The sequence below is a fragment of the Sulfitobacter sp. W002 genome (assembly GCF_025142135.1).
In the GTDB taxonomy this organism is placed as follows: domain Bacteria; phylum Pseudomonadota; class Alphaproteobacteria; order Rhodobacterales; family Rhodobacteraceae; genus Sulfitobacter; species Sulfitobacter profundi.
The window spans coordinates 3,017,970-3,040,742 of sequence record NZ_CP081126.1 but is presented as its reverse complement, the minus strand read 5'-3'; the positions used below and the strand labels follow the sequence as shown (position 1 = coordinate 3,040,742).

Below are 22,773 nucleotides of genomic sequence, written 5' to 3'. Positions count from 1 at the left end.
GGAGGGTAATCATATGTTGCGCTCAGGCGTTATTGCAAAAAAAGTCGGCATGACCCGGCTGTTCATGGAAGACGGCAAGCAGATTCCTGTGACCGTTCTTCAGTTGGACAAGCTTCAGGTTGTCGCACAGCGCACCGCAGACCGTGACGGCTATACCGCCGTTCAGCTCGGTGCCGGTTCGGCGAAAGCCAAACGCACAAGCCAAGCCATGCGTGGCCACTTCGCAGCTGCGAAAGTGGAACCCAAGCGCAAGGTTGCTGAGTTCCGCGTCGATGCCGACGCGATGCTGGACGTTGGTGAGGAAATCATCGCGGACCACTACTTCGCGGGTCAGTACGTTGACGTTGCAGGCACTTCGATCGGTAAAGGTTTTGCCGGTGCGATGAAGCGTCACAACTTTGGCGGTCTGCGGGCGACACACGGTGTTTCCATCAGCCACCGTTCCCACGGCTCCACAGGCCAGTGTCAGGATCCCGGCAAAGTTTTCAAAGGTAAGAAAATGGCCGGTCACATGGGTGCTGCCCGTGTAACCACGCAGAACCTCGAAGTCGTCAAGACCGACAGCGCGCGTGGCCTGATCATGGTTAAAGGCGCCGTTCCTGGCTCCAAAGGTGGCTGGGTCACGGTCAAGGATGCGGTCAAAAAGCCGTTCCCCGAAGACGCGATTCTGCCCGCCGCTCTGAAATCCGCCGCTGAAGAAGCCGCGAAAGCCGCCGAAGAGGCAGCCGCCGCAGCCGCAGCAGAGGCAGAAGCCGAAGCCAAGCGTTTGGCCGAAGAGCAAGCCGCACAGGAAGCCGAAGCGCTGAAAGCCGCGGAAGCTGAAATCGCAGCTGAAGGTTCGGATGCCGATAATTCCGATGCCGACGCTGACAAGAAAGAAGGTGACGCATGAAACTCGATGTCATCAAACTCGACGGTGGCAAAGCCGGGTCCGTAGACCTGGACGAAGCACTGTTCGGCCTTGAGCCGCGTGCCGACATCCTGCACCGCGTCGTGCGCTGGCAGCGTAACAACGCGCAGCAGGGTACGCACAAGGTCAAGACCCGGTCCGAGACCAGCTACTCGACCAAGAAGATCTATCGCCAAAAAGGGACCGGCGGCGCACGCCACGGTGACCGGAACGCGCCGATCTTCCGTAAGGGTGGTATCTACAAGGGTCCGACCCCGCGTAGCCACGGCCACGAGCTGACCAAAAAGTTCCGCAAGCTGGGTCTGCGCCACGCGCTGTCCGCCAAAGCAAAAGCCGGTTCCTTGGTCATCATCGACGAAGCCACATCCGAGGGCAAAACAGCCGCTCTGGCCAAACAGGTGTCGAACCTGGGTTGGAAGCGCGCGCTGGTCATCGATGGCGCTTCGGTCAACGAGAACTTCGCACAGGCCGCGCGCAACATCGAAGGGCTGGATGTCCTGCCGTCGATGGGCGCAAACGTCTATGACATCCTCAAGCGTGACACTCTGGTGATCACCAAAGCGGGGATCGAAGCATTGGAGGCACGCCTGAAATGAGCGCCAAGCATGAACACTACGACGTGATCCGCAAGCCGATCATCACCGAGAAAGCAACCATGGCGTCCGAACAGAACGCTGTCGTTTTCGAAGTGGCGATCGAAAGCAACAAGCCGATGATCAAAGAGGCCGTTGAGGCGCTCTTTAACGTCAAGGTGAAGGCCGTGAACACGTCCATCACCAAAGGCAAGGTCAAGCGTTTCCGGGGCCAGATGGGCCGCCGTAAAGACGTTAAAAAGGCTTACGTGACGCTTGAAGAGGGCAACACGATCGACGTCTCCACCGGGCTGTAAGTTTTCGGTACTGACATTTGGAAAAGGCCTCCGCTCAGCGGGGGCCTTTTTCGTTTCGACGGTGGTAGGTCAACGCTTGGGCGATCAAAAGGGCCAGGGGCGTTTTGGCGACCTCGGCCTCAGCATCAAAGAGGACGGCGCGATTACCATCATAGGTGAAGGCGTCTCCGAAAACCGTACGGGCGTCTGAGATTACGGTTGTCTGGCAGTGCACGAAGACCGCGTAACCGCCAGACTTTGGCACACCAACGCGCAGGGTTGTGCCGGATTTGCTTTCGGATGTGAGATAGGCGGGCTGACCCCATTTCAGGGTTTCATCGATGGGTCCCACATTCTCGGTCGCCGCGACTTCGAAGATGAGGCGCCGTACTTCCAAGAGGCCGGGGCGTACCGTATCTGGAAAGTCGGCGAATGCGCGGGTTACGGCGTCGGTTTGGAAGGGCAGGTCGGGCAAAGTCATGCGCAAGCGTAGGCGTGGAGGCCGATAGGATCAATCACTCGGGGCCAGCAAGGCGACCTATCTCGACGGTTGTTAGCCGCGTGAGCGGAAACCCCGCGTTAATACTCAACGGATAAGTTGCTTGCTGCGCGCTTTCCTTTACAAGGCATGAAGCAACGATAAAAAGCAGCTCTATGTCTCACGAAAAATCTACCTCTGGCGCGTCTGCGGACGTGTCGAACGCGCGCGACTGGGTGCGCGTGCTGGCCCGCTACCGCGAGCCAAGCACTTGGCGCAGCAGTTTTGAACTGGCGATTACGCTTGGGCCGTTTGTCCTTCTTTGGGCACTGGCTTGGTGGGCGTTGTCGATCAGCGGCTGGCTGACGCTTGGCATTTCGCTGGTGAATGCGGGCTTCCTGCTGCGCCTCTTTGCGATTCAGCATGACTGCGGCCATGCGGCCTTTTTCAGCAGCCGTCGCACCAGCGATTGGGTGGGCCGCGTGCTGGGGGTGCTGACACTGACGCCCTATGACGTTTGGCGCCGAACCCATTCGATCCACCATTCCTCGGCCGGGAACCTTGGCCGTCGCGGAATCGGCGACATTCACACCCTCACCGTTGCAGAGTATCGCGAGCTTGGACTGCTTGGGCGGTTGCAGTACCGTCTCTACCGCAATCCGGTCGTGCTTTTTGGTCTCGGGCCGAGCTATCTGTTTTTCGTGCAGAACCGTGTCCCGCTGGGGCTGATGGCGCAAACCCGTTATTGGTTAAGCGCGATGGGCACCAACCTGACGATCCTCGTAGCACTCGCGGTGATCTTCTATTTCGGGGGGATCATGCCCATTCTGCTCATCTTCGTCCCCAGTACCCTGTTGGCGGCCACGGCGGGCATGTGGCTGTTCTATGTGCAGCACCAGTTCGAGACGACCCATTGGGAAGAGAACGAAGCGTGGGATTTGCATGACGCGGCCTTTCACGGCTCTTCGCATTACATCCTGCCCCGGCCCCTGCAGTGGCTGAGCGCCAATATCGGCATTCACCATGTGCACCACCTTTACAGCCGCATCCCGTTCTACCGCTTGCCGGAAGTGCTGCGCGATCACGTGGCGCTGGCTGAAGGGAACCGCATGACCATTCGTGAAAGCCTCGCCAATGCGCGGCTGCATCTGTGGGATGAAAAGAGCAAGCGCTTGTTATCCTTCGCACAGGCGCGCCGCGCCGCTTAAGCCCTAACATATCGCTGATGTAAGACCCCCGCTCCGGCGGGGTTTTTGCGTTTTTAGGGGGTGGCATTACCCATGCGCGATCCTGTCGAGGCCAGCTTCAATCATGTGGCGATCCATAAAAAGTTCCGAAAAAATGCTATCAATTTTCTTGGAACAGAGCAGAAAGCTGCCGGTTGTCTCACCGTGAAAGACGGGGTGCTGGGCGCCTCAACTATCTTAAACGAATACGGGAGAGACCTAATGATCTATACCAAAACACTCATGGCCGGCGTATCCGCCGTTGCCCTTTTCGCAGCCGCTCCGGTGCTGGCGCAGGACGCGACAGAAAACGTCGAAGAGACTATCGAGCGCAACGCCGAAGCCGAAGCTGAGATGGAAGCAGAAGCTGAAGTCGAAGTTGAAGGTGACGCAGCCGCGACCGCCAATGTCGCTGGCGGCCAAGTGGTTGTTGAGCAGGAAGACGCCGAAGTTGACGTGACCGTGCCCGAGCCCGACGTAAACGTCTCGCAGGACGCTCCCGTGGTGACTGTTGAGCAGGGCCAGCCCGAAGTAACCGTCGCCGTGCCAGAGCCGACCGTTCGCGTGCAGCAGCAAGCGCCGATCATCACCGTTGAGCAGGCACAGCCGCAGGTCACCGTGCGTATCCCTGAGCCGGTCGTGACCGTGCAGGTTCCCAAGCCGCAGGTTGACGTGGACACAGGTGAGCCGATCGTTGATCTGGAACAGCCCGAACCCGTCGTGAAGTTCGTGCGCCCCGAGCCGAAAGTGACCATCGAAGAAGCCGAGCCGCGCGTGACGGTTGAGCAGGCCGAAGCCAATGTGAACGTGGCTGAATCCGAAGAAGCCCGCGTCGCTGTTGAGCAGGAAGAAGCCAACGTGAACGTGCAGCAGGGTGAAGACGCGAATGTCGTCGTCGAAGAAGCCGAAGCGCCGCAGGTCAACGTTGAAGGTGCCGAAGGCGCCGAGATCAACGTCGAGCAAGAGCAAGCCCGCGTGCTGATGGAAGACTTCAACGCTGACGAGCAGGGCAATATGGCCGAAGAAGACCGCACCCGCTATCAGGAGAACGTGCAGCGTCTGCCGATCTTTAACCTGACCGCCGAAGAACTGACCGGCCGCAGCGTCGCCACCGAAACCGGTGAAGATGTTGGCGAGATCGACTTTATCGGCGTCCGTGGCGACACCGTTGTTGCGATCATCGGCGTTGGCGGTTTCCTTGGGATGGGCGAAAACGAAGTCGCCATTCCGGTTGAGAAGCTGATCATGCGTGAAGACGAAGTGATCGTCCCCGGCGTCACCGAAGAGCGTCTGGAAAGCATGCCGGAATTCAACGAAGCAGAAGTTGAAATCCTTGACTCCGGTATGCGTCTGGCCGAGAGCATTGGCCTTGACTAATACCCGCTTTGGGTAATCGGTAAACCTACGGAAGAAGGCGCTTCGGCGCCTTCTTTTCTTTTGTGCGGGCAGGGGGAGAGGAATTTCGCCATGCCCACTGGACGGGCAGAATTGAACCTGCTAGGTCGCCACATCGGCTCAAGCCCCGGATTCGTCCGGGGTTTGGCTATTTGAACGATCCCGGTGGTTGGGATGCCTGCCTCGCAAGAGATTTAAGCCCACCCACCACTCCTACAGGGGACCTTCGGGGCCCTACAACCAACGCGCTTTCATCTCGATGGATGCGTGCCAAGCAAACGGAAGACAGAGAACATGGCACTCAAGTCGTACAAACCGACGACGCCAGGCCAGCGTGGACTGGTACTGATCGACCGTTCGGAGCTGTGGAAAGGCCGCCCGGTCAAAGCCCTTACTCAGGGTTTGACCAAATCTGGCGGTCGGAACAACACCGGACGAATCACAATGCGTCGTACAGGTGGTGGTGCAAAGCGCCTCTACCGTATCGTTGATTTCAAGCGTAACAAGCTGGACATGTCCGCTGTTGTCGCGCGGATCGAATATGACCCCAACCGGACCGCTTTCATCGCACTGATCCAGTACGAAGACGGCGAGCAGGCCTACATCCTGGCCCCCCAGCGTCTGGCCATCGGCGACAAGATCATCGCCGGCGCCAAAGTGGACATCAAACCCGGTAACGCAATGCCTTTCTCGGGCATGCCAATCGGTACGATCGTCCACAACATCGAGATGAAGCCCGGCAAGGGCGGTCAGATCGCACGTGCCGCCGGCACCTACGCCCAGTTCGTGGGTCGTGACGGTGGCTACGCTCAGATCCGTCTGAGCAGCGGCGAGCTGCGTCTCGTGCGTCAGGAATGCATGGCCACCGTTGGTGCTGTGTCTAACCCCGACAACTCCAACCAGAACTACGGTAAAGCGGGCCGCATGCGTCACAAGGGCATCCGTCCTTCTGTACGTGGTGTGGTGATGAACCCGATCGACCACCCGCACGGCGGTGGTGAAGGCCGGACCTCTGGTGGTCGTCACCCGGTTACTCCTTGGGGTAAGCCGACGAAGGGTGCCAAGACCCGCAACAAGAACAAAGCGTCCAGCAAGCTTATCATCCGCTCGCGTCACGCCAAGAAGAAGGGGCGTTAATCAATGGCTCGTTCAGTATGGAAAGGTCCTTTTGTTGACTCTTATGTCCTCAAAAAGGCAGAGGCTTCCCGCGAGGGCGGCCGTAACGAAGTGATCAAGATCTGGTCGCGCCGCAGCACGATCCTGCCCCAGTTCGTGGGTCTGACGTTTGGCGTGTACAACGGTCATAAGCACATCCCTGTTAACGTCAGCGAAGACATGATCGGTCAGAAGTTCGGTGAGTACTCCCCGACTCGGACCTACTACGGTCATGCCGCCGACAAAAAAGCGAAGCGGAAATAAGCCATGAGCAAGGATAAGAATCCCCGCCGCGTGGCAGACAACGAAGCAATGGCAAAACTGCGCATGCTTCGCACCAGCCCGCAGAAACTGAACCTGGTTGCAGCTTTGATCCGTGGTAAATCCGTGGACAAAGCGTTGACAGACCTCACCTTCTCCAAGAAGCGGGTCGCGCAGGACGTGAAGAAATGCCTTCAGTCCGCGATTGCCAACGCCGAGAACAACCACAACCTGGACGTCGATGAGCTCATCGTGGCCGAGGCCTATGTCGGTAAGAACCTGACCATGAAGCGCGGTCGCCCGCGTGCCCGTGGCCGGTTCGGCAAGATCATCAAGCCGTTTGCCGAGATCACGATCAAAGTGCGTCAAGTTGAGGAGCAAGCCTGATGGGTAACAAAGTCAATCCGATCGGTATGCGTCTTCAGGTGAACCGCACCTGGGACAGCCGCTGGTACGCCGACACCAAGGATTACGGTGATCTTCTGCTGGAAGACCTCGCAATCCGCGACTTCATCAAGAAAGAGTGCCACCAAGCTGGTGTTGCGCGTGTGATCATCGAGCGTCCGCACAAGAAGTGCCGCGTCACGATCCACACAGCACGCCCTGGTGTTATCATTGGCAAGAAAGGCGCGGACATCGAGACGCTGCGTCAGAAGATCGCCAAGATGACCAACTCGGAACTGCACCTCAACATCGTTGAGGTCCGCAAGCCCGAGCTGGACGCACACCTTGTTGGTGAGAGCATTGCACAGCAGCTGGAGCGCCGGGTGTCTTTCCGCCGCGCCATGAAACGTGCCGTGCAGAACGCCATGCGCATGGGCGCACTGGGCATCCGCGTGAATCTCGCGGGTCGTCTTGGTGGGGCCGAAATCGCGCGTACCGAATGGTACCGTGAGGGTCGCGTGCCGCTGCACACATTGCGTGCCGACATCGATTACGCACATGTCGAAGCGGCCACCGCTTACGGCATCATCGGGATCAAGACATGGATCTTCAAAGGCGAGATCATGGAACACGACCCCGCTGCGCGTGACCGTAAGGCACAGGAACTCCAAGACGGCCCAGCACCTCGCGGTGCCGGCGGTCGTCGCTAAGGGGGAATGAGAAATGCTTCAACCAAAGCGTACTAAATTCCGCAAGCAGTTTAAGGGCTCGATCAAGGGTCTGGCAAAGGGCGGGTCTGACCTGAACTTTGGCACCTACGGCCTGAAGGCACTGCAGCCGGAGCGGGTTACAGCCCGTCAAATCGAAGCGGCACGCCGCGCCATGACACGTCACATGAAGCGTCAGGGCCGTGTCTGGATCCGCATCTTCCCGGACGTACCGGTCACCTCCAAGCCCGTCGAAGTTCGTATGGGTAAAGGTAAAGGTTCCGTCGACTTCTGGGCAGCCAAGGTCAAGCCCGGCCGTATCATGTTCGAAATCGACGGTGTCGGTGAAGACGTGGCACGCGAAGCCCTGCGTCTGGCAGCCATGAAGCTGCCGATCAAGACCCGGGTTGTTGTCCGCGAGGACTGGTAAGCCCGCAGCCCCGTAAGGGGTGGCTGAAAGACATAAAACCCCCGTCGAGTGATCGGCGGGGGTTTTGCTTTGTCAGAGCAGCGCGTCTGCCTCAAGGTCGAGCCAGAGTTTCCCATCCCGGTAGCCACCTTTGATCAGGTGCCCCGGCTCGGCGATTTCAGGATGGGCCTCCGCCCAATCGCGGAACCGATCGCGGCTGACGACCTGCCCGCCGTAGTCTCGGGCGGATTGGAGTATATAGGGATCTGCAGGCGTGCCCTTTGGGACGACCATTACCCGGTCCACCGGCAGGTCAAGTTGTCTGCTCAGCGCCTTGTCATGTTGATAGCGACCCGCGAGCAGATAGCCCGCGTTGGCGTCAAACACGACGCCGGGGGAATAGCCCCTCGTGCGCAACTCATCCACAACGTCCCGGACCGCATTCATGTTCGGCGCGCCGGTCTTCCAATGCATGACGTTGGAGCCGTCGACGATGATCCATTTTTTGCGCTGCTGCTGCGCGCCGCGCAAAGACCGCAGCAGAAGGATCGCACTGGCGATGACACAAAGCGCCCCGAGCAGGCTGAAGTCCTCATAGCCCGGCGTGGATGCGGCTGCGGTTGTAAAGGCGAGGGATATAAAGAGCAAAAGGAACGGGACAAACATCGGCAGGGGATACTCAAATAAATCTAAAGGTTGAATGTTCACCAATCCGGCAGGCGGGGCAAGCAGCACCTGCAACGCTGGCCAATGCGCTTTAATCTAGGTAGCCTTTGCTTAACCCCATGCCGCAGGAAAGGCCCAGCCCGATGAAGCACGTCCCAAAGCCGAACACCGACGAAGACCTCATCAAAGCGTTTCTCGACAACGGCGGAGAGGTGAAGAAGGGCAAGACCAAGCCGATGCCCAGTGATCTCGGGCTCAGCAACAATCAGTGGGGCAACAAGCTGACCAAGGAAGAAAAGGCAGCGGTCAAGGCGCAAGAAGAGGCGGCAAAGAAGCTGAAATAGCCGCTGGGCGGCCCTCAAATGTCGACCTGATAGACGCCCAATGCCTCGGCCAAGGCGGTTTCTTCGAATTTGAAATGCGAGCGCACCACTGCGACCAGTTGGTCGAATATCGCGCGGGTTTCGGCAAATTGTTCTGAGCTTGGTGCCTCGGACAATCCGCCCGCCGCCGCGCCCAGCCGTTCGAGAAGCGCGTGAACGACCTCATGTTCGGCCCGCAGCCGGTCCACGATTGCGCGCACCGGTTCAGAGCCGCGGGCGTGCAACTGCGGGAAAATGCTTTGTTCTTCGATATTGTGGTGCATTGTCAGCGCCCAGCATTGCTGACCGCAGAGCGTCCCGGCGGCGGCGAAATTCTGGGCCATCTGGCTATGCAGGACGATATGCGCAAGCTCAGCCGGGGGCGCGTCTTCGGCCTCAATGCGGGTCATCACCTGAGCGATTTGTGATAGATCGCTGAGGTAGTGACGGTGGATCGCCGCAAGGTGCCGCCCAGCTTGTCGCTGTGCCTCGGTGACGTCGCCCATGTCGGGCAGGGGCGGGCGGGTCTCGGCGTCGATTGTCAGGTCCGACAGGGGGAGGGCGCTCACGTCCTCGGCCATCGGTCAGGCCCAGTTGTAGTTGAACGAGACTGAAACGCGGTCTTCTTCGATCATGTTCATCGGCACCTCATGGCGCAGCCAGCTTTCCCAGAGCAGCACGTCGCCCGCGTCGGGTGCGACATAGATGAAGGGGCGCAGCTCTTCGCGGGCGTCTTTCACCCGGCCCGGCGCGGCCATCATCATCGGCAGGCGCGGATCCTCGAAGCGGATCGCGCTGGCGCCTTCGGGCATGGTCACATATGTCGTGCCAGAGATCACGGAGTGGGGGTGGATATGCGAGGTGTGGATGCCGCCTTCGGGCAGGATGTTCAGCCACAGGGAGTCGAGCACCAGCTTGCGCTCGCCCAGATCGAAGTCGAGATCCTTGGCAAAGGCGGCCACATGTTTGTCCAGCACCGCGACCAGATCCTTGAAGATCGGAAAGCGGTAGGGCAGGTCGTCGAGCGACGCATAAGAGGTGTAGCCCGCATAGCCGTTCTCTTCGCACCAGTCCTGCCCGGCCTCATCATCCTCGGCGATCGAGAAACAAGAGGCGGCGAGCTCATCGGTGTCGATGGGTTTGCCATGGTCCGACAGGGCGGCGTGATAGAGGCGGGTGGCGAAAAGCGATTTGATGTTTGACATAGGCCCTTCTTATGCGGAACATGTTCCTATCGCCAGCGTCTTTCCCGCCTAATTCACAGGCGCCGGGCCAACGGGGGTTGCCATGTGCGACCTCAGCGCGTATTGGCACCTTTCATCATGAACTCCACCAGAATCATGGTCACCCTGACAGGGGCCTACTGGTGATGTTGAAAGGAAGAGGCCGTGAAAGCCAGCGAACTGCATGACAAGACGCCGGACCAGCTCCGCGACGAACTTGTGAACCTGAAAAAAGAATCCTTCAACTTGCGTTTCCAGCAGGCCACCGGCCAGTTGGAAAACCCCGCACGTCTGAAGACTGTTAAGCGTGACGTGGCCCGTGTCCACACCGTGCTGAACCAGAAAGCCGCTGCTGCGGCAGCCGAATAATAGGAGCCTGAAACATGCCCAAGCGTATCCTTACAGGCACCGTGACATCGGACGCCAACGCACAAACAGTTTCCGTTTCCGTAGAGCGCCGCTTTACGCATCCGGTTCTGAAGAAGACCATCCGTAAGTCCAAGAAGTACCGGGCTCACGATGAGAACAACACGTTCAAGGTGGGCGACAGCGTTCGCATCATCGAATGTGCCCCCAAGTCGAAAACCAAACGTTGGGAAGTTCTGACTTCGGACAAAACCGAAGCCTGAGCCCCTTAAACGAAACCCTGGGATGAGGGCCGCATCGCCCCCCAGAAGGTCGGGAGAAACCAAATGATCCAGATGCAGACCAACCTGGATGTTGCTGACAACAGCGGCGCGCGCCGTGTTCAGTGCATCAAGGTCCTGGGTGGTTCCAAGCGTAAATACGCATCCGTCGGCGACATCATTGTCGTCTCGGTCAAGGAAGCCATCCCACGCGGTCGTGTGAAAAAAGGCGACGTCCGTAAGGCCGTTGTCGTTCGCACTGCCAAAGAAGTTCGTCGTGAAGATGGCACCGCCATCCGCTTCGACCGCAACGCTGCTGTTATCCTGAATAACAACAACGAGCCTGTCGGCACCCGTATCTTCGGGCCGGTTGTTCGTGAGCTGCGTGCGAAGAACTTCATGAAAATCATCTCGCTCGCTCCGGAGGTGCTGTAATCATGGCTGCTAAACTTCGCAAAGGTGACAAGGTCATCGTCCTGTCCGGCAAGGACAAGGGCAAGACGGGCACCATCTCGTCTGTTGACCCCAAGTCGAACAAGGCCATCGTTGACGGCGTGAAAATCGCCATCCGCGCAACGCGCCAGACACAGACATCTCAGGGCGGCCGCATCCCCAAGGCGATGCCGATCGACCTGAGCAACCTCGCACTGGTGGATGCCAATGGCAAAGCCACGCGCGTAGGTTTCAAAATCGAAGGCGACAAAAAAGTGCGCTTTGCCAAGACCACGGGGGACGTGATCGATGCTTGATACCGCAACCTACACACCCCGCCTTCAGGCCGAATACCGCGAGAAGATCCGCGCCGCCCTGAAAGAGGAATTCGGCTACAAGAACGACATGATGATCCCCAAGCTGGACAAGATCGTTCTGAACATCGGCTGCGGTGCCGAAGCCGTGCGCGACAGCAAAAAAGCCAAGTCGGCTCAGGAAGACCTGACCGCGATTGCAGGCCAGAAGGCTCTGACAACCGTGGCCAAGAAATCCATCGCTGGTTTCCGCGTGCGTGAAGACATGCCTTTGGGTGCGAAAGTCACCCTGCGTGGCGACCGCATGTACGAATTCCTTGATCGTCTGATCACGATCGCAATGCCCCGTATCCGTGACTTCCGCGGCATCTCGGGCAAGAGCTTTGACGGCCGTGGCAACTACGCCATGGGCATGAAAGAGCATATCGTGTTCCCCGAAATCGACTTCGACAAAGTTGACGAGACTTGGGGTATGGACATCGTGATCGCCACCACGGCGAAAACCGACGCTGAAGCCAAGGCGCTGTTGAAAGCTTTCAACATGCCCTTCAATTCATAAGCGCGGGAAGGATTAGAAATGGCTAAGAAATCCATGATTGAGCGCGAGAAGAAGCGCGAAGCACTGGTCAAAAAGTACGCTGAGAAGCGCGCGGCTCTGAAAGAGATCGTGAGCGACGAAAGCAAACCGATGGAAGAGCGTTTCCGCGCTTCCCTGAAACTGGCGAAACTGCCGCGCAACAGCTCTGCTGTGCGTCTGCACAACCGTTGCCAGCTGACGGGCCGCCCGCACGCCTACTATCGTAAACTGAAAATTTCGCGGATCGCGCTGCGGGACCTCGGCTCTTCGGGCCAAATCCCCGGCATGGTCAAGTCGAGCTGGTAAGGAGCGCATCAGATGAACGATCCTATCGCAGATATGCTGACACGCATCCGTAACTCTTCGCTGCGCGGCAAATCCACCGTCTCCACACCGGCTTCCAAGCTGCGTGCATGGGTGTTGGACGTGCTGGCCGACGAAGGCTACATCCGCGGCTACGAAAAAGTCACGGGCGCCGATGGCCACCCCGCCATCGAGATCAGCCTCAAGTACTACGAAGGCGAACCTGTTATTCGTGAGCTGAAGCGGGTTTCCAAACCCGGTCGTCGCGTCTACATGGCCGTCAATGACATCCCCGTTGTCCGTCAGGGCCTCGGCGTGTCGATTGTCTCCACCTCCAAAGGTGTGATGTCGGACGCATCTGCACGCTCTGCCAATGTTGGCGGCGAAGTGCTCTGCACCGTATTCTAAGGAGAAGACAATGTCTCGTATTGGTAAGAAACCAGTCGCCATGCCTTCGGGCGTCTCGGCATCGGTGAGCGGTCAGACGATCGAAGTGAAGGGCCCCAAGGGCACCCGCAGCTTCCGCGCAACTGACGACGTGACCCTGACGGTCGAAGACGATGCAATCTCTGTGACACCGCGTGGCAAGTCCAAGCGCGCACGTCAGCAGTGGGGCATGTCCCGCACCATGATTGAAAACCTCGTGACCGGCGTCACCGAGGGCTTCAAGAAGGAGCTGGAAATCCAGGGTGTTGGTTATCGTGCGGCCGTCAATGGCAACACGCTGAAACTGAACCTCGGCCTCAGCCACGATGTTGACTACGTTGCGCCCGAAGGCGTCACCGTGACAGCACCGAAGCAGACCGAAATCGTTGTGGAAGGCATTGACGAACAGCTTGTTGGTCAGGTCGCCGCGAACATCCGCGCATGGCGCAAGCCCGAGCCCTATAAGGGCAAAGGCATCCGCTATAAGGGTGAGTTCGTGTTCCGCAAAGAAGGCAAGAAGAAGTAAGGAACGGAAAGATGGCAAACACCAAAAGACAGCTGTTCCTGAAACGCCGCATGCGCGTTCGGAACAAACTCCGCAAAGTGAACGCCGGGCGTCTTCGCCTGTCGGTACACCGTTCGTCCAAAAACATCTCGGCTCAGCTGATCGACGATGTGAATGGCGTGACACTGGCTTCCGCTTCCTCGATGGAAAAGGATCTGGGCGTTTTCGGCAAGAACAACATCGAAGCAGCGACCAAAGTCGGTGCCGCGATTGCCGAACGTGCCAAGAAGGCCGGCGTCGAAGAAGCATACTTCGACCGTGGCGGCTTCCTCTTCCACGGCAAGGTGAAGGCTCTGGCCGACGCCGCGCGTGAAGGCGGTTTGAAGATCTGATTGTGCGGTGCGTGGGCAACCACGCACCCACTTTCATATGGAGGCTGTGCCCCGCGCATAGCTTTCCTGCGAAGAGGGCCGGGTTGGCCCTCTCGATGATCCGGGGGCCAAGGGCTCACCAGGATTGATCCTAAGGGCCTCAGGGCCACAGAAAAAGGAAGATGCCAGATGGCAAGAGATGACAACCGTGGGGGCAACCGCCGCAACCAACGCGACGAAACCCCGGAATTCGCTGACCGTCTGGTCGCGATCAACCGCGTGTCCAAGACCGTTAAGGGTGGTAAGCGTTTCGGCTTCGCCGCACTCGTGGTCGTGGGCGATCAGAAAGGCCGCGTGGGCTTTGGTAAGGGTAAAGCGAAAGAAGTACCCGAGGCCATCCGCAAGGCGACTGAGCAAGCCAAGCGTCAGATGATCCGCGTTCAACTGCGCGAAGGCCGTACCCTTCACCACGACATGCATGGTCGCCACGGCGCAGGCCGCGTTATCATGCGTACAGCACCTGAAGGTACCGGTATCATCGCCGGTGGTCCGATGCGTGCCGTGTTCGAGATGCTGGGCGTGAAAGACGTTGTGTCCAAATCGGTCGGTTCGCAGAACCCCTACAACATGATCCGCGCCACTCTGGACGGTCTGAAGAAAGAGCAATCGCCCCGTTCCGTCGCGCAGCGTCGCGGCAAGAAAGTGGCTGACATTCTGCCCAAGCGTGAAGACAACGTAGAGTCCTCCGCACAAGTGGCTGAGGAGGCATAAGCATGGCCAAGACACTCGTAATCAAGCAGGTCGGCTCGCCGATCCGCCGCCCCGCTAAGCAAAAGGCAACTTTGGTTGGCCTGGGTCTGAACAAAATGGGTCGTACACGTGAACTGGAAGATACACCTTCCGTCCGCGGCATGATCAACAAGGTCTCGCATATGGTTGAGATCGTCGAAGAGAAAGGCTGAACGCCAGTTCAGCGGTAGGGTGGGGGACCGCTCTACGGAAGCGCCTCGCAGGGAACTGCGGGGCGTTTTGCTTTGTGCGGACTGGGTGCGTCGTTTTGAAGCGCCACTCGCCCGGTATCAAGCCGCAGGCGCCGGGCCATCGCCTGCCCGTCAGTCACGCCAAAGGCGTGCCAACAATAATGGGCGCGCCTATGGTGCGACCGGGTTGGCGATTTGCTGAGGCATGGCGCAACTCTGCCAAGGCGCGCTATCGACGCATAATAAAGTGGCACGGATCACCGTCGTGATCGCCACCCCACGGGCAGGCGATGGCCCTTGTGGCCCGGAAGAGAGCCAGCGTGCTCACCCCCTTGTCACGCGTCACGTCATCCCCTATACGCCCCCGGTGGCCCGTGTTGGGTCGCAATGGAATCGCAACGCCGCGTTTGGCCACTCCCGTCGCTGGGGGCCATTTCCGGCATAAGGAGAAGCGACATGAAACTGCACGAACTTTCCGACAACGAAGGCGCAGCCAAGAAGCGTATGCGCGTTGGCCGTGGTCCCGGCTCTGGCAAGGGTAAGATGGGTGGCCGTGGTATCAAGGGGCAAAAATCCCGTTCCGGTGTCAGCATCAATGGCTACGAAGGCGGCCAGATGCCAATCTACCAGCGTCTGCCCAAGCGTGGCTTCAACAAGCCGAACCGCAAGTCTTTCGCTGTTGTGAACCTGGGCCTGATCCAGAAATTCATCGACGCCAAGAAGCTCGACGCCGGCAACACCATCGACGGTGCCGCCCTGATCGCTTCCGGTCTGGTCCGTCGTGAGTTGGACGGTATCCGCGTTCTGGCCAAAGGTGACATCACCTCCAAGATCGACCTGAACGTCGCTGGCGCCTCCAAGTCCGCCATCGAGGCGGTCGAGAAGGCAGGCGGCAAGGTGACCGTGACCGCCCCCAAGGCGGCCGAGGCATCCGAGTAAAGCGGCCTTAAGGCTTGTGAGCGGCGCGCCAGCCGCTTACATATCCTCAAGTTTTCCCGAACGCCGCCCGCCGGAAAACGGCCCGGGCGGCGTTTTCGCAACAAAAGAAGAGACCCCTCATGGTATCTGCCGTCGAAAACATGGCCGCGAACACGAGCTGGGCCGCATTGGGCAAGGCAACAGACCTGCGCAATCGGATCCTGTTCACACTCGGGCTGCTTATCGTTTACCGCCTTGGCACCTTTATCCCGGTGCCCGGCATCGACGGCGGCGCACTGCGTGATTTTATGGAGAGCGCGGGCCAAGGCATCGGCGGCATGGTGTCGATGTTCACCGGCGGCGCGCTTGGCCGGATGGGTATCTTCGCTCTGGGCATCATGCCCTATATCTCGGCCTCGATCATCGTTCAGCTGCTGACCTCCATGGTGCCTGCGCTGGAACAGCTTAAGAAAGAGGGCGAGCAGGGGCGCAAGAAGATCAACCAGTACACGCGCTACGGCACCGTGGCGCTGGCGACCCTGCAGTCCTACGGTCTTGCGGTCAGCCTTCAGGCCGGTGACATCGTGGCCGATGGGCAGATGGGCTTTAGCTTCATCGCCGCCTGTATGATCACCCTCGTCGGCGGCACCATGTTCCTGATGTGGCTGGGTGAGCAGATCACCGCACGCGGCATCGGCAACGGCATTTCGCTGATCATCTTCGTCGGCATCATCGCCGAGGTTCCCGCCGCCATCGCGCAGTTCTTTGCTTCGGGCCGCTCGGGGGCCATCAGCCCTGCGGTGATCGTGGGTGTGTTGGTCATGGTGATTGCGACGATCATGTTCGTGGTCTTCATGGAGCGTGCGCTGCGGAAGATTCACATCCAATACCCCCGCCGTCAGGTTGGGATGAAGATGTATGACGGCGGCACCAGCCACCTGCCCGTAAAAGTGAACCCGGCGGGCGTGATCCCGGCGATCTTTGCCTCGTCCTTGCTGCTGCTGCCGGTCACCGTCAGCACGTTTTCGGGCAATTCCACCAGCCCGGTGATGTCGTGGCTTCTGGCGAACTTCGGCCCCGGTCAGCCGCTTTACCTGCTGTTCTTCGTGGCGATGATCGTCTTCTTTGCCTATTTCTATACCTTCAACGTCAGCTTCAAACCTGATGACGTGGCCGACAACCTGAAGAACCAGAACGGCTTTGTCCCCGGCATCCGCCCCGGCAAGCGCACCTCTGAGTATCTGGAATATGTGGTCAACCGCATCCTCGTCCTCGGCTCGGCCTATCTGGCGGCAGTCTGTGTTCTGCCCGAGATTCTGCGCGGCCAGTTCGCCATTCCCTTCTACTTCGGTGGCACCTCGGTGCTGATCGTCGTCTCGGTCACCATGGATACGATCCAACAGGTTCAGAGCCATCTGCTGGCGCACCAGTATGAAGGTCTGCTTGAGAAGTCTCAGCTGCGCGGCAAAGGCGCGGGCAAAGGCAAAGGTACACGCAAGAAACGGAGCCCCGTACGTCGATGAATATTATCCTACTCGGGCCTCCGGGCGCAGGCAAAGGCACCCAAGCACGTCATCTGGTCGAGACCCGCAACATGGTTCAGCTGTCCACCGGCGACATGCTGCGTGAAGCCAAGGACAGCGGCACGGAGATGGGCAAGATCGTGGCCGACGTGATGGACCGCGGCGCGCTCGTCACCGATGAGATCGTCATCGGTCTGATCCGCGAAAAGCTCACCGACAAGGCCGAGCATGGCGGCTTTATCTTTGACGGCTTCCCCCGCACGCTGGCGCAGGCCGATGCGCTGGCCGATCTGATGGCGCAAGAGGGCCAGACCCTCGACGCTGTGATCGAGATGAAGGTCGACGATGAGGCGCTGGTCGCGCGCATCACCGCCCGTTCCACCTGTGCGTCCTGCGGCGAGGTTTACAACGACCTGACCAAACCGATCCCCGAAGATGGGAAATGCGCCAACTGTGGCGGGACCGAGTTCAAGCGCCGTGCGGACGACAATGAGGAAAGCCTCAAAACCCGTCTGATGGCCTACTACAAACAGACCTCTCCGCTGATCGGCTATTACTATGCCAAAGAGATGCTCAGCGGTGTGAATGGTCTGGGACAGATCGAAGAAGTCCGCGGCGCAATCGCGCAGATTCTCGACAAGTGATTTCCCGGTGGTGGGGCAGGGGCGACGCTGCCCTTCGCTCCGCTCCACTGATCCTACGGGAGTTTTGTGCAAGGCTTGACGCCCTGCGCAAAACCTCATAGTCACCCCTATCTCGCAAGAGAATCAAATTGCGGCAAGGGTTCCGCCCAGCCCCGCAAGATCACCTGATCAGCCTCAGCCCGATGGCCAAAACGCCTCGGGCTTGTGTTGTGAAAAAAGGGTCTGGAACGACGGACCCGCAACGAAAAGGAATAGCTAACGTGGCACGTATTGCCGGCGTAAACATCCCGACTGCAAAGCGGGTTCCAATCGCCCTCACCTATATCACCGGTATTGGCACTTCCTCCGCCAAAGCCATCTGCGAAGCCGTTGGCATCGACGCGACCCGTCGCGTTAACGAACTGTCCGACGCCGAAGTTCTGGCCGTGCGTGAGCACATCGACGCCAACTACACCGTCGAAGGCGACCTGCGTCGTGATACGCAGATGAACATCAAGCGTCTGATGGACCTTGGCTGCTACCGTGGCCTGCGCCACCGTCGTAACTTGCCCGTCCGTGGTCAGCGTACCCACACCAATGCTCGCACCCGCAAAGGCCCCGCTAAGGCCATTGCTGGCAAGAAGAAATAAGGGAGGGTCTGATCAATGGCACGCGATAAGACAAAGACCAAGCGTAAGGTCTCCAAGAACATCGCCGCAGGCGTGGCGCATGTGAACTCGAGCTTTAACAACACCAAGATCCTGATCTCGGATGTTCAAGGCAACGCAATTTCCTGGTCCTCCGCTGGCACCATGGGCTTCAAAGGGTCGCGTAAATCGACACCCTATGCCGCTCAGATGGCCGCAGAAGATGCTGGCCGCAAGGCGCAGGATCACGGTGTCAAGACGCTGGAAGTCGAAGTTCAGGGCCCCGGTTCGGGTCGTGAATCCGCACTCCGCGCTTTGGCGGCTGCCGGTTTCAACATCACGTCGATCCGTGATGTGACTCCGATGGCCCACAACGGCTGCCGCCCGCCCAAACGCCGCCGCGTTTAAGCCGGGACTGTTTTACATGGGGTCGCGCCTTGCGTGCGGCCCCATACCGCTTTTCAGAAACCTCGAGCGTTTGTGTCATTTGGACATGAGGCACAAACAAGGATGGAGGGACGCATGATCCACAAGAATTGGGCTGAATTGATCAAGCCGCAACAGCTTGACGTCAAGCCGGGCAACGACCCCGCACGTCAGGCGACCGTCATGGCCGAACCGCTGGAGCGGGGCTTTGGCCTGACCCTCGGCAACGCGCTGCGTCGCGTGCTGATGTCCTCGCTGCAGGGCGCGGCGATCACATCTGTGCAGATCGACAACGTGCTGCACGAGTTTTCCTCCGTCGCCGGTGTGCGCGAAGACGTGACCGACATCATCCTGAACCTCAAAGGCGTCAGCCTGCGCATGGAAGTCGAAGGGCCCAAGCGCCTGTCGATCTCTGCGAAGGGGCCGGGCGTAGTCACTGCCGGTGACATCTCCGAATCCGCCGGTATCGAGATTCTGAACCGCGAGCATGTGATCTGCCACCTCGACGATGGTGCGGATGTCTACATGGAGCTGACCGTCAACACCGGCAAGGGCTATGTCTCCGCTGACAAGAACAAGCCGGAAGATGCGCCCATCGGTCTGATCCCGATCGACGCGATTTATTCGCCCGTCAAGAAGGTCTCCTATGACGTGCAGCCCACCCGTGAGGGCCAGGTGCTGGATTACGACAAGCTGACCATGAAAGTGGAAACAGACGGTTCCATCACGCCGGATGACGCCGTAGCCTTCGCCGCGCGCATTCTGCAGGACCAGCTGGGCATCTTCGTCAACTTCGACGAGCCGGAATCGGCGTCCCGTCAGGACGACGATGATGGTCTTGAGTTCAACCCGCTGCTGCTCAAGAAAGTCGACGAGCTGGAGCTCTCGGTCCGTTCGGCGAACTGCCTGAAGAACGACAACATCGTCTATATCGGCGACCTGATCCAGAAGACCGAAGCCGAAATGCTGCGCACGCCGAACTTTGGCCGCAAGTCCTTGAACGAGATCAAGGAAGTGCTGTCGGGCATGGGTCTGCACCTTGGCATGGATGTCGAAGACTGGCCGCCAGAAAACATCGAAGACCTCGCCAAGAAGTTCGAGGATTCGTTCTAAGAGACACGGCCCCGGAAATTTTTTTAAAGTTTCCGGGCCGATTTCTTCAAAAGAAATCGGGCACCGTTACGACCGGGTGCAAGCCCCAAGGAGAGCCCGTGACACGCATCGCGGGCCAGACAAAGCAAAACCGCCCGTAGAGGGCATCACGATTGGAGTAAGACAATGCGTCACGCACGTGGATACCGCCGCCTGAACCGTACACATGAACACCGCAAGGCGCTGTTCTCGAACATGGCAGGCTCGCTCATCGAGCATGAGCAAATCAAAACAACCTTGCCGAAAGCCAAGGAACTCAAGCCGATCATCGAAAAGATGATCACGCTGGCCAAACGTGGCGATCTGCACGCCCGCCGTCAGGCCGCCGCCAAGCTGAAAGAAGACCAGTATGTCGCGAAACTGTTCGACATCCTCGGCCCGCGCTACAAAGACCGCCAAGGTGGTTACGTCCGCGTTCTGAAAGCTGGCTTCCGCTATGGTGACATGGCGCCGATGGCGATCATCGAATTCGTCGACCGCGACCGCGACGCCAAAGGCGCCGCAGACAAAGCGCGTCTGGCCGAAGAAGACGCCGCAGAATAAGATTTCGCAGATTGCGGAATGGAAAGCCCTGCCATTTGGCGGGGCTTTTTCGTTGTCGCGGGGGAGATTTCAAGATCATTCCGAAATGGGAGTTGCGCCAGCCGGGGCGGCTGCGCATATCTGACGGCATGAGATATTTGCTGATGATCCTAACGCTGCTTGCCGCCCCCCTAGCGGCGCAGCAGGTGCCCAGTTCCGCCGCGCAGATGCAGTTGAGTTTCGTGCCACTGGTCAAACATGCGACCCCCGCGGTGGTCAACATCTACGCCCGCATCCTGACCAAGCCACAGCGCACGCCGCTTCAGGCCGATCCGTTTTTCGAACGATTCTTTCGGGATCCCTTCTCCGAGCGGCCCCGGGTGCAGAATTCGCTCGGCTCCGGGGTGATTCTGTCGGCGGATGGCATCGTGGTGTCGAACTATCATGTGGTGGGCACGGCGACCGATATCCGTGTGGTCCTGAATGACCGGCGCGAGTTCAGCGCCCATGTGCTTTTGGGCGATGCGGAAAGCGATCTGGCGATTCTCAAGCTGGAAGGCGCGGCGGACCTGCCGTTTCTTGAGTTGCGCGACAGCGATGCGGTCGAGGTGGGGGAGCTTGCCTTGGCCATCGGCAATCCCTTCGGCGTGGGGCAGACGGTGTCGAGCGGGATCGTCTCGGGTCTTGCACGGTCGGGGGCGGCGGATAATGGCGGGCAGGGTTATTTCATTCAAACCGATGCGCCGATCAACCCCGGCAACTCGGGCGGGGCGCTGATTGACATGGCGGGGCGGCTCATCGGGGTGAACACCTCGATCTTGACGCGCTCGGGCGGCAGCAACGGCATCGGTTTTGCGATCCCCGCTGATCTTGTCGCGGCCTTTGTCGCGCAGGCCCGCGCGGGGGAGGTGGCGTTCAGCCGCCCTTGGGCGGGTTTAGCCGGGCAACCGGTGGATGCAGATATGGCCGGGCCGCTGGGGTTGGATCGACCGGGCGGGATCATCGTGTCGGGGCTGCATCCTTCCAGCCCCTTCAACGCGGCGGGGGTGCTGGTGGGGGATGCCATCGTCAGCGTCGATGACCAGCCGGTCAATACGCCGTCGGAGATGATCTACCGCATGTCGGTCGCCGGTCTTGGTCATTCCGTGCGCGTGGGCGTCAGGCGCGATGGCGTTCTGCAAGAGATAACCGTGGCGCTGATCGCCGCCCCGGATGAACCGGACCGGGCCGAGGTCACGTTGGGCACCCGGAGCCTTTTGCCCGGATTGCGCGCTGCGCGAATCAATCCGGCGGTGATTTCGGAACTGAACCTGCCGCTGGAAAGCAGTGGCGTCGTGGTCATGGATGCGGGCCGCTATGGCCCACGTGTGGGGCTGCGGGATGGTGATGTGATCCTTTCGGTGAATGGGGTAGAGGTGGCAGAGACGCACAGTTTGGCCGCCCTGCTGTCGGGCGAGGTGCGGCGCATTCAGATGGTTATTCAGCGCGGCGACCGGCGTGTCGCTCTGCGGTTCAGGGGGTAGCGTGGCGGATCTATTTGGTGACGGCGACCCAGCGGCAGAGGCCGGGCACCGCCCCTTGGCGGATCGGTTGCGGCCGCGCGCGCTGTCCGAGGTGATTGGGCAAGAAAAAGTGCTTGGCCCCGATGCGCCGCTGTCGGTGATGTTGGCCGCGGGCGCGCTGTCTTCGCTGATCTTCTGGGGGCCGCCCGGCGTGGGCAAGACCACCATCGCGCGGCTTCTGGCGGATGAGACCGATCTGCATTTCGTGCAGATCAGCGCGATTTTCTCGGGCGTGCCGGAACTGCGCAAGGTTTTCGACGCGGCCAAGATGCGTCGGCGGCAGGGGCAGGGGACGCTTTTGTTCGTCGACGAAATCCACCGTTTCAACAAGGCGCAGCAAGATGGGTTCTTGCCGCATATGGAGGATGGCACGATCCTTCTGGTCGGTGCCACCACCGAGAACCCGAGTTTCGAATTGAACGCCGCTGTGCTGTCCCGCGCGCAGGTGCTGGTGTTGGAGCGCCTGCCGCTCACCGATCTGGAGCGATTGGCGCAGCGGGCGGAGCGCGAGTTGGGCAAGCCCCTGCCGTTGCAGCCCGAGGCGCGCGAGGCGCTTTTAGAGATGGCCGATGGCGACGGGCGGGCGCTGCTCAACCTGATCGAGCAGGTCACGGCGTGGAAAGGCGATGCGCCGCTCGACAGGGCGGGGCTGTCGAAACGCCTCATGCGGCGGGCCGCGCAATACGACAAATCGGGGGATTCGCATTACAATCTGATTTCATATTTAACTCTATAGACCAAAGCAAAAAAATACCCAAACCAGCGTTTTGAGGGTCGTTTCGACGACGGGGTATATTTTTACGGCAAAATGTAATATTGAAT

At 59.4% G+C, this 22,773-nt stretch carries 34 protein-coding genes and 1 pseudogene; 31 read left to right on the top strand and 4 right to left on the bottom strand.

Going from position 1 to position 22,773, the window contains the following annotated elements:
- The first annotated feature begins 13 nt into the window (after positions 1 to 13).
- Genes rplC through K3758_RS15060 form a run of 3 tightly spaced genes read left to right on the top strand, consistent with a single transcriptional unit; the run spans position 14 to position 1,799 of the window.
- Complete coding sequence (rplC, locus tag K3758_RS15070; RefSeq protein WP_082849552.1) at positions 14 to 892, top strand: 50S ribosomal protein L3; 879 nt, start codon at positions 14 to 16, stop codon at positions 890 to 892.
- Positions 889 to 1,506 (top strand): 50S ribosomal protein L4, encoded by a 618-nt coding sequence (gene rplD, locus K3758_RS15065; protein WP_067622160.1) that lies wholly within the window; start codon positions 889 to 891, stop codon positions 1,504 to 1,506. The genes rplC and rplD overlap by 4 nt, the downstream gene beginning before the upstream one ends.
- Positions 1,503 to 1,799 carry a 50S ribosomal protein L23 gene (locus tag K3758_RS15060; RefSeq protein WP_007118833.1) on the top strand — a complete coding sequence of 99 codons (297 nt, stop codon included), beginning with the start codon at positions 1,503 to 1,505 and terminating at the stop codon, positions 1,797 to 1,799. Before rplD ends, K3758_RS15060 begins: the two co-directional genes overlap by 4 nt.
- A 34-nt stretch (positions 1,800 to 1,833) precedes the next feature.
- On the opposite strand, the gene K3758_RS15055 is transcribed toward K3758_RS15060, so the two are convergent.
- Positions 1,834 to 2,259, bottom strand: coding sequence for a DUF1801 domain-containing protein (locus tag K3758_RS15055; RefSeq protein WP_259946340.1), 426 nt, complete (start codon positions 2,257 to 2,259; stop codon positions 1,834 to 1,836).
- Positions 2,260 to 2,432: 173 nt separating this feature from the next.
- On the opposite strand from K3758_RS15055, the gene K3758_RS15050 reads away from it, so the two are divergent.
- The 7 genes from K3758_RS15050 to rplP all read left to right on the top strand — a co-directional run bounded on the left by K3758_RS15050 (position 2,433) and on the right by rplP (position 7,814).
- Positions 2,433 to 3,464 carry a fatty acid desaturase gene (locus K3758_RS15050; protein WP_259946339.1) on the top strand — a complete coding sequence of 344 codons (1,032 nt, stop codon included), beginning with the start codon at positions 2,433 to 2,435 and terminating at the stop codon, positions 3,462 to 3,464.
- A gap of 240 nt (positions 3,465 to 3,704) precedes the next feature.
- Positions 3,705 to 4,859 (top strand): PRC-barrel domain-containing protein, encoded by a 1,155-nt coding sequence (locus K3758_RS15045; RefSeq protein ID WP_259946337.1) that lies wholly within the window; start codon positions 3,705 to 3,707, stop codon positions 4,857 to 4,859.
- Positions 4,860 to 5,171: 312 nt separating this feature from the next.
- A complete protein-coding gene (rplB, locus tag K3758_RS15040; RefSeq protein ID WP_067267965.1) occupies positions 5,172 to 6,014 on the top strand; it encodes a 50S ribosomal protein L2 in 843 nt (280 codons plus the stop codon).
- A 3-nt stretch (positions 6,015 to 6,017) separates the two neighbouring features.
- On the top strand, positions 6,018 to 6,296 hold the full coding sequence (rpsS, locus tag K3758_RS15035; protein WP_007118838.1) for a 30S ribosomal protein S19: 279 nt from the start codon (positions 6,018 to 6,020) through the stop codon (positions 6,294 to 6,296).
- A gap of 3 nt (positions 6,297 to 6,299) precedes the next feature.
- Entirely contained in the window at positions 6,300 to 6,680 is a 381-nt protein-coding gene (rplV, locus tag K3758_RS15030; protein ID WP_067267968.1) for a 50S ribosomal protein L22, read from the top strand.
- Positions 6,680 to 7,387, top strand: coding sequence for a 30S ribosomal protein S3 (gene rpsC / locus K3758_RS15025; RefSeq protein WP_067625857.1), 708 nt, complete (start codon positions 6,680 to 6,682; stop codon positions 7,385 to 7,387). The genes rplV and rpsC overlap by 1 nt, the downstream gene beginning before the upstream one ends.
- Positions 7,388 to 7,400: 13 nt before the next feature.
- Positions 7,401 to 7,814 (top strand): 50S ribosomal protein L16, encoded by a 414-nt coding sequence (gene rplP, locus K3758_RS15020; protein WP_007118841.1) that lies wholly within the window; start codon positions 7,401 to 7,403, stop codon positions 7,812 to 7,814.
- 72 nt (positions 7,815 to 7,886) lie between these two features.
- Here the strand turns inward: rplP and K3758_RS15015 are convergent, their stop codons facing one another.
- A complete protein-coding gene (locus tag K3758_RS15015) occupies positions 7,887 to 8,459 on the bottom strand; it encodes an NYN domain-containing protein (RefSeq protein WP_259946333.1) in 573 nt (190 codons plus the stop codon).
- 143 nt (positions 8,460 to 8,602) lie between these two features.
- On the opposite strand from K3758_RS15015, the gene K3758_RS15010 reads away from it, so the two are divergent.
- The gene (locus K3758_RS15010; protein ID WP_259946331.1) at positions 8,603 to 8,803 is read left to right on the top strand and encodes a hypothetical protein; all 201 of its coding nucleotides are present in this window, start codon (positions 8,603 to 8,605) and stop codon (positions 8,801 to 8,803) included.
- A 14-nt stretch (positions 8,804 to 8,817) separates the two neighbouring features.
- On the opposite strand, the gene K3758_RS15005 is transcribed toward K3758_RS15010, so the two are convergent.
- Both K3758_RS15005 and K3758_RS15000 read right to left on the bottom strand, forming a co-directional pair.
- On the bottom strand, positions 8,818 to 9,390 hold the full coding sequence (locus tag K3758_RS15005; RefSeq protein ID WP_259946329.1) for a hemerythrin domain-containing protein: 573 nt from the start codon (positions 9,388 to 9,390) through the stop codon (positions 8,818 to 8,820).
- A 15-nt stretch (positions 9,391 to 9,405) separates the two neighbouring features.
- Positions 9,406 to 10,026, bottom strand: a complete 621-nt coding sequence (locus K3758_RS15000; RefSeq protein ID WP_067622256.1) for a TIGR02466 family protein — start codon at positions 10,024 to 10,026, stop codon at positions 9,406 to 9,408.
- A gap of 183 nt (positions 10,027 to 10,209) precedes the next feature.
- On the opposite strand from K3758_RS15000, the gene rpmC reads away from it, so the two are divergent.
- The 20 genes and pseudogenes from rpmC to K3758_RS14900 all read left to right on the top strand — a co-directional run.
- On the top strand, positions 10,210 to 10,413 hold the full coding sequence (rpmC, locus tag K3758_RS14995; protein WP_007118846.1) for a 50S ribosomal protein L29: 204 nt from the start codon (positions 10,210 to 10,212) through the stop codon (positions 10,411 to 10,413).
- A 14-nt stretch (positions 10,414 to 10,427) separates the two neighbouring features.
- Positions 10,428 to 10,673: a 30S ribosomal protein S17 gene (gene rpsQ / locus K3758_RS14990; RefSeq protein ID WP_120351863.1), complete on the top strand. Its 246-nt coding sequence runs from the start codon at positions 10,428 to 10,430 to the stop codon at positions 10,671 to 10,673.
- A gap of 63 nt (positions 10,674 to 10,736) precedes the next feature.
- The gene (gene rplN / locus K3758_RS14985) at positions 10,737 to 11,105 is read left to right on the top strand and encodes a 50S ribosomal protein L14 (protein ID WP_005621870.1); all 369 of its coding nucleotides are present in this window, start codon (positions 10,737 to 10,739) and stop codon (positions 11,103 to 11,105) included.
- A 2-nt stretch (positions 11,106 to 11,107) separates the two neighbouring features.
- Positions 11,108 to 11,419 carry a 50S ribosomal protein L24 gene (gene rplX, locus K3758_RS14980; protein WP_067267981.1) on the top strand — a complete coding sequence of 104 codons (312 nt, stop codon included), beginning with the start codon at positions 11,108 to 11,110 and terminating at the stop codon, positions 11,417 to 11,419.
- A complete protein-coding gene (gene rplE / locus K3758_RS14975; protein WP_067622246.1) occupies positions 11,412 to 11,975 on the top strand; it encodes a 50S ribosomal protein L5 in 564 nt (187 codons plus the stop codon). Before rplX ends, rplE begins: the two co-directional genes overlap by 8 nt.
- An 18-nt stretch (positions 11,976 to 11,993) precedes the next feature.
- A complete protein-coding gene (gene rpsN / locus K3758_RS14970; protein ID WP_007118851.1) occupies positions 11,994 to 12,299 on the top strand; it encodes a 30S ribosomal protein S14 in 306 nt (101 codons plus the stop codon).
- A gap of 12 nt (positions 12,300 to 12,311) precedes the next feature.
- A complete protein-coding gene (gene rpsH / locus K3758_RS14965) occupies positions 12,312 to 12,704 on the top strand; it encodes a 30S ribosomal protein S8 (RefSeq protein ID WP_067622243.1) in 393 nt (130 codons plus the stop codon).
- Between the two features lie 10 nt (positions 12,705 to 12,714).
- On the top strand, positions 12,715 to 13,248 hold the full coding sequence (rplF, locus tag K3758_RS14960; RefSeq protein ID WP_067622240.1) for a 50S ribosomal protein L6: 534 nt from the start codon (positions 12,715 to 12,717) through the stop codon (positions 13,246 to 13,248).
- 11 nt (positions 13,249 to 13,259) lie between these two features.
- A complete protein-coding gene (gene rplR / locus K3758_RS14955; RefSeq protein ID WP_067622237.1) occupies positions 13,260 to 13,619 on the top strand; it encodes a 50S ribosomal protein L18 in 360 nt (119 codons plus the stop codon).
- A 168-nt stretch (positions 13,620 to 13,787) separates the two neighbouring features.
- Entirely contained in the window at positions 13,788 to 14,369 is a 582-nt protein-coding gene (rpsE, locus tag K3758_RS14950; protein WP_067267992.1) for a 30S ribosomal protein S5, read from the top strand.
- A 2-nt stretch (positions 14,370 to 14,371) separates the two neighbouring features.
- Positions 14,372 to 14,560, top strand: coding sequence for a 50S ribosomal protein L30 (gene rpmD, locus K3758_RS14945; RefSeq protein WP_007118856.1), 189 nt, complete (start codon positions 14,372 to 14,374; stop codon positions 14,558 to 14,560).
- A 474-nt stretch (positions 14,561 to 15,034) separates the two neighbouring features.
- Complete coding sequence (gene rplO / locus K3758_RS14940) at positions 15,035 to 15,517, top strand: 50S ribosomal protein L15 (protein ID WP_259946312.1); 483 nt, start codon at positions 15,035 to 15,037, stop codon at positions 15,515 to 15,517.
- 119 nt (positions 15,518 to 15,636) lie between these two features.
- The gene (gene secY, locus K3758_RS14935) at positions 15,637 to 17,019 is read left to right on the top strand and encodes a preprotein translocase subunit SecY (RefSeq protein ID WP_120351861.1); all 1,383 of its coding nucleotides are present in this window, start codon (positions 15,637 to 15,639) and stop codon (positions 17,017 to 17,019) included.
- Entirely contained in the window at positions 17,016 to 17,663 is a 648-nt protein-coding gene (locus K3758_RS14930) for an adenylate kinase (RefSeq protein ID WP_259946307.1), read from the top strand. The genes secY and K3758_RS14930 overlap by 4 nt, the downstream gene beginning before the upstream one ends.
- A gap of 260 nt (positions 17,664 to 17,923) precedes the next feature.
- Positions 17,924 to 18,292, top strand: a complete 369-nt coding sequence (rpsM, locus tag K3758_RS14925; RefSeq protein WP_007118860.1) for a 30S ribosomal protein S13 — start codon at positions 17,924 to 17,926, stop codon at positions 18,290 to 18,292.
- Between the two features lie 15 nt (positions 18,293 to 18,307).
- Positions 18,308 to 18,697: a 30S ribosomal protein S11 gene (gene rpsK, locus K3758_RS14920; RefSeq protein WP_067622222.1), complete on the top strand. Its 390-nt coding sequence runs from the start codon at positions 18,308 to 18,310 to the stop codon at positions 18,695 to 18,697.
- A gap of 114 nt (positions 18,698 to 18,811) precedes the next feature.
- Complete coding sequence (locus K3758_RS14915; RefSeq protein WP_007118862.1) at positions 18,812 to 19,828, top strand: DNA-directed RNA polymerase subunit alpha; 1,017 nt, start codon at positions 18,812 to 18,814, stop codon at positions 19,826 to 19,828.
- Positions 19,829 to 19,993: 165 nt separating this feature from the next.
- The gene (gene rplQ, locus K3758_RS14910; RefSeq protein WP_067622218.1) at positions 19,994 to 20,410 is read left to right on the top strand and encodes a 50S ribosomal protein L17; all 417 of its coding nucleotides are present in this window, start codon (positions 19,994 to 19,996) and stop codon (positions 20,408 to 20,410) included.
- A 128-nt stretch (positions 20,411 to 20,538) separates the two neighbouring features.
- Positions 20,539 to 21,912, top strand: a complete 1,374-nt coding sequence (locus tag K3758_RS14905; RefSeq protein WP_259946295.1) for a trypsin-like peptidase domain-containing protein — start codon at positions 20,539 to 20,541, stop codon at positions 21,910 to 21,912.
- A 1-nt stretch (position 21,913) separates the two neighbouring features.
- Positions 21,914 to 22,678, top strand: a pseudogene (locus K3758_RS14900) (AAA family ATPase); the annotation flags it as partial.
- Positions 22,679 to 22,773: the final 95 nt, after the last annotated feature.

Excerpts from the sequence above, each read along its gene's own strand:
- rplC (WP_082849552.1), top strand. The coding sequence starts at position 14 with ATGTTGCGCTCAGGCGTTATTGCAAAAAAAGTCGGCATGACCCGGCTG.
- rplD (WP_067622160.1), top strand. The coding sequence starts at position 889 with ATGAAACTCGATGTCATCAAACTCGACGGTGGCAAAGCCGGGTCCGTA.
- K3758_RS15060 (WP_007118833.1), top strand. The coding sequence starts at position 1,503 with ATGAGCGCCAAGCATGAACACTACGACGTGATCCGCAAGCCGATCATC.
- K3758_RS15055 (WP_259946340.1), bottom strand. The coding sequence starts at position 2,259 with ATGACTTTGCCCGACCTGCCCTTCCAAACCGACGCCGTAACCCGCGCA.
- K3758_RS15050 (WP_259946339.1), top strand. The coding sequence starts at position 2,433 with ATGTCTCACGAAAAATCTACCTCTGGCGCGTCTGCGGACGTGTCGAAC.
- K3758_RS15045 (WP_259946337.1), top strand. The coding sequence starts at position 3,705 with ATGATCTATACCAAAACACTCATGGCCGGCGTATCCGCCGTTGCCCTT.
- rplB (WP_067267965.1), top strand. The coding sequence starts at position 5,172 with ATGGCACTCAAGTCGTACAAACCGACGACGCCAGGCCAGCGTGGACTG.
- rpsS (WP_007118838.1), top strand. The coding sequence starts at position 6,018 with ATGGCTCGTTCAGTATGGAAAGGTCCTTTTGTTGACTCTTATGTCCTC.
- rplV (WP_067267968.1), top strand. The coding sequence starts at position 6,300 with ATGAGCAAGGATAAGAATCCCCGCCGCGTGGCAGACAACGAAGCAATG.
- rpsC (WP_067625857.1), top strand. The coding sequence starts at position 6,680 with ATGGGTAACAAAGTCAATCCGATCGGTATGCGTCTTCAGGTGAACCGC.
- rplP (WP_007118841.1), top strand. The coding sequence starts at position 7,401 with ATGCTTCAACCAAAGCGTACTAAATTCCGCAAGCAGTTTAAGGGCTCG.
- K3758_RS15015 (WP_259946333.1), bottom strand. The coding sequence starts at position 8,459 with ATGTTTGTCCCGTTCCTTTTGCTCTTTATATCCCTCGCCTTTACAACC.
- K3758_RS15010 (WP_259946331.1), top strand. The coding sequence starts at position 8,603 with ATGAAGCACGTCCCAAAGCCGAACACCGACGAAGACCTCATCAAAGCG.
- K3758_RS15000 (WP_067622256.1), bottom strand. The coding sequence starts at position 10,026 with ATGTCAAACATCAAATCGCTTTTCGCCACCCGCCTCTATCACGCCGCC.
- rpsQ (WP_120351863.1), top strand. The coding sequence starts at position 10,428 with ATGCCCAAGCGTATCCTTACAGGCACCGTGACATCGGACGCCAACGCA.
- rplN (WP_005621870.1), top strand. The coding sequence starts at position 10,737 with ATGATCCAGATGCAGACCAACCTGGATGTTGCTGACAACAGCGGCGCG.
- rplX (WP_067267981.1), top strand. The coding sequence starts at position 11,108 with ATGGCTGCTAAACTTCGCAAAGGTGACAAGGTCATCGTCCTGTCCGGC.
- rplE (WP_067622246.1), top strand. The coding sequence starts at position 11,412 with ATGCTTGATACCGCAACCTACACACCCCGCCTTCAGGCCGAATACCGC.
- rpsN (WP_007118851.1), top strand. The coding sequence starts at position 11,994 with ATGGCTAAGAAATCCATGATTGAGCGCGAGAAGAAGCGCGAAGCACTG.
- rpsH (WP_067622243.1), top strand. The coding sequence starts at position 12,312 with ATGAACGATCCTATCGCAGATATGCTGACACGCATCCGTAACTCTTCG.
- rplF (WP_067622240.1), top strand. The coding sequence starts at position 12,715 with ATGTCTCGTATTGGTAAGAAACCAGTCGCCATGCCTTCGGGCGTCTCG.
- rplR (WP_067622237.1), top strand. The coding sequence starts at position 13,260 with ATGGCAAACACCAAAAGACAGCTGTTCCTGAAACGCCGCATGCGCGTT.
- rpsE (WP_067267992.1), top strand. The coding sequence starts at position 13,788 with ATGGCAAGAGATGACAACCGTGGGGGCAACCGCCGCAACCAACGCGAC.
- rpmD (WP_007118856.1), top strand. The coding sequence starts at position 14,372 with ATGGCCAAGACACTCGTAATCAAGCAGGTCGGCTCGCCGATCCGCCGC.
- rplO (WP_259946312.1), top strand. The coding sequence starts at position 15,035 with ATGAAACTGCACGAACTTTCCGACAACGAAGGCGCAGCCAAGAAGCGT.
- secY (WP_120351861.1), top strand. The coding sequence starts at position 15,637 with ATGGTATCTGCCGTCGAAAACATGGCCGCGAACACGAGCTGGGCCGCA.
- K3758_RS14930 (WP_259946307.1), top strand. The coding sequence starts at position 17,016 with ATGAATATTATCCTACTCGGGCCTCCGGGCGCAGGCAAAGGCACCCAA.
- rpsK (WP_067622222.1), top strand. The coding sequence starts at position 18,308 with ATGGCACGCGATAAGACAAAGACCAAGCGTAAGGTCTCCAAGAACATC.
- K3758_RS14915 (WP_007118862.1), top strand. The coding sequence starts at position 18,812 with ATGATCCACAAGAATTGGGCTGAATTGATCAAGCCGCAACAGCTTGAC.
- rplQ (WP_067622218.1), top strand. The coding sequence starts at position 19,994 with ATGCGTCACGCACGTGGATACCGCCGCCTGAACCGTACACATGAACAC.
- K3758_RS14905 (WP_259946295.1), top strand. The coding sequence starts at position 20,539 with ATGAGATATTTGCTGATGATCCTAACGCTGCTTGCCGCCCCCCTAGCG.